The organism is Nocardia carnea (genome assembly GCF_029868325.1).
Lineage (GTDB): Bacteria > Actinomycetota > Actinomycetes > Mycobacteriales > Mycobacteriaceae > Nocardia > Nocardia carnea_C.
In genome coordinates, this window is the sequence record NZ_JARWNW010000077.1 from 1 (window position 1) to 3,281 (window position 3,281).

The window sequence follows — 3,281 nt, forward strand, 5'->3', positions numbered from 1 at the left end:
TCGAACGAACCGGATTCAGCACCTCCACCAAACGCTCGAACGGCACATCCGCATGCGCAAACGCCTGCAGATCCACCTCACGCTGCCGCGCCAGCAGATCCGTGAACGCCTCACCCTGATCCAACCGGGTCCGGAACACCAACGTGTTCACGAACATACCGATCAAATCCTCGAGCGCCTGCTCACCACGACCCGCGATCGGGGTACCGATGGTGATGTCGTCGGCACCGGAAAGTCGAGACAACAGGACGGCGAACGCGGTATGCGCCACCATGAACAAGGTGGCATTCTGCTGCTGCGCCACCCTCAGCAGACCGGCGTGGATCTCGGCATCGATGTCGACCGTGACCTGGCCACCGCTATAGGACTGCACCGCCGGACGCGGACGATCGGCCGGCAGATCGAGCTGATCCGGAATCCCGGCCAGCGCCGACTCCCAGTACCCGATCTGCTTCGCCGCCAGCGAACCCGGATCGGATTCGTCGCCCAGCAGATCGCGCTGCCAGATACTGAAATCGGCGTACTGCACCGGCAACGGCGCCCAGCCCGGCGCCTCACCCGCGATCCGGGCGGCATAGGCGGTCATCACGTCCCGGGCCAGCGGGGCGACCGAGGAGCCGTCACCGGAGATGTGATGCACCACCATCGCCAGCACGAATTCACCGGCCGGAGTTTCGGTGCCGGCCGCGTTCGGGTCACCCACCCGGAACAGCGCGACGCGCAGCGGGACCTCGCCGGTCACGTCGAAACCGGTCGACGCCAATTCCGCAACAGCCGCAACCACATCGCCGGCGGCCGCCGACCGCACCTCGAGCTGCGGTACCGCCCGGCCCACCGGCAGGACGACCTGCACCGGACCCGACTCGGTATCCGGATACACCGTGCGCAGCACCTCGTGCCGCGCCACCAGATCCGCGACCGCCGCCTGCATGGCCTCGATATCGAGTTCACCGGACAACCGGATCGCCAGCGGAATGTTGTAGGCCGCCGTATCGCTGTCGAAGCGGTTCAGGAACCACATCCGCTGCTGCGCCAGCGACAACGGCACCGCGTCCTGGACCTCGCCTGAGTCGGTGACCCGAGTCGGGCGCGGCTGCGGCACCAACGCCGCGCGGCCACCCGAACCGGCATGCTGCTCGACCCGCACCGCCAAACCGGCAACGGTCGGGGCTTCGAACAGCGCACGGACCGGGACAGTCGTATCCAGCGCCTTGCTCAACCGCGCCGCAACCTGGGTCGCGACCAGCGAGTTACCACCGAGGGCAAAGAAATCGTCGTCGGCACCGACACGATCGGCACCAAGGACCGCGGCGAAGGTATTCGCCACGATCTCCTCGATCGGAGTCGAGGGCGCCCGGAACTCCCGTGTCTCGAATTCGGGTTCCGGCAATGCTTTACGGTCCAGCTTGCCGTTCACATTCAACGGCAGCGCGTCGAGCTCCACGAACGCCGACGGCACCATGTACGACGGCAACTGCTGTGCCAGTTCGGACTGGATACGAGCCGCATCCACCTGGGCAGCGGCGGCTACCGGAACAACGTAACCGACGAGACGGTCGCCGGTCTTCGGGTCCGACTTCGCCACCACAGCCGCTTGCGCGACCTCCGGCAGGGCAAGGAGCGCGGCTTCGATCTCGCCCAGCTCGATCCGGAAACCACGAATCTTCACCTGGAAATCGGTACGACCCCGATACTCCAGCCCACCGTCACGATTCCACGCGACCAGGTCACCCGTGCGATACATTCGCTCACCCGGAGTGAACGGATCGGCCACGAACCGCTCCGCACTCAGATCGACGCGACCGAAATACCCGTGCGCCAACTGCACACCGGCCAGATACAACTCACCCGGCACACCGTCCGGCACCGGACGCAACCGGCCATCGAGTACGTACACCCGCGAATTCCACTGCGGCGCACCGATCGGCACGGAAATCTCATCGGCCACCGTCACCCGATGCGTCGTGATCGACACCGCGGCCTCGGTCGGACCATAGAGGTTGAACAACCCGGCATCCGGATAGCCGGCAAGCATCCGCCGGGCAGTCGCCGCCGGCAACGCCTCACCGATGGCCAGCACCCGCCGCAACGACGCAGACATGCCCCCGTCGCTGACCAGCAGGGCGTCCAGCATCGACGGAACCACCGTCAACGTGGTCACACCTTCGCGACGCATGAGGTCGTTCAGATAGGACGGGTCACGATGACCGTCCGGGGAGGCGATAACCATCCGGCCGCCACACACGGCAGCGGTCCAGAACTCCCACACCGACAAGTCGAACGTGGCCGCCGTCTTCAGCAGAATCGCGTCCGAGGCGTCCATCGCGAATTCGGCGCGGATATACCGCAGCTGGTTCGCGATCGCCGAGTGCGGCACCGCCACGCCCTTCGGGCGGCCCGTCGAACCCGACGTGAAGATCACATACGCCGTATTCGACGACCGCAACGGCGATACCCGCTCGATATCCGGCACCGCGGCGGTATCGAATCCACCGAGATCCAGGTCGTCGAGCACCACCACCGGCGCGCTGCCGGTCTCGAATCCGCTCTCGGCATTCGTCAGCACACATACCGGTGCCGCGGTCTCCAGAATGTAGTCACTGCGCTCGGCAGGCTGGTCGGGATCGATCGGCACATAGGCGCCACCGGCCACCGTCACCGCATACATCGCGACCACGAGATCCACCGATCGCCGCAATGCCAACGCGACCCTAACCTCGGGACCCACACCCTGACCGATCAGGTACCGGGCCAAACCGTTGACCCGCGCCCCCAACTCGGCATAGGTGATCCGGGTTCCATCTGCAGCGATCAATGCCGCGGAATCCGCACCCGCCGCGACGGAATCGTCGAGCAGGGACACCAGGGTCTGCGACGAATCCAGTTCCCGGGCAGTCGAATTACGCTCGGTCAGTGCAGCCCGCTCTGCCGGGGCGAGCAGATCGAGGTCGCCCACGGCCACCGACGGCTCCGCCACGAGTTCACGCAGCAACCGCACGAACCGGTCCACGAATTCCTGTGCGGTCGCGCGATCGAACAAGGCTGTCGCGTAGGTGAGTGCGCCGGTGATACCGGCGGGCGCGCCCGACGTTTCGTAGTCGTCACCGATGATCAGATGCAGGTCGAACTGGGAGATCCCCGTATCGATATCGACACCCGACACCGTCAGACCGGGCAACTCCAGACTCGACTGCGCCAGGTTCTGGAACGAGAAACCCACCTGGAACAACGGATGCCGAGCCGTCGAACGAACCGGATTCAGCACCTCCACCAAACGCTCG

1 protein-coding gene is annotated in these 3,281 nt (G+C 65.7%); it reads right to left on the bottom strand.

Going from position 1 to position 3,281, the window contains the following annotated elements; translation table 11 throughout:
- The coding region (locus tag QH196_RS04375) for an amino acid adenylation domain-containing protein (RefSeq protein WP_280414442.1) at positions 1–3,281 on the bottom strand (3,281 nt) is incomplete at both ends.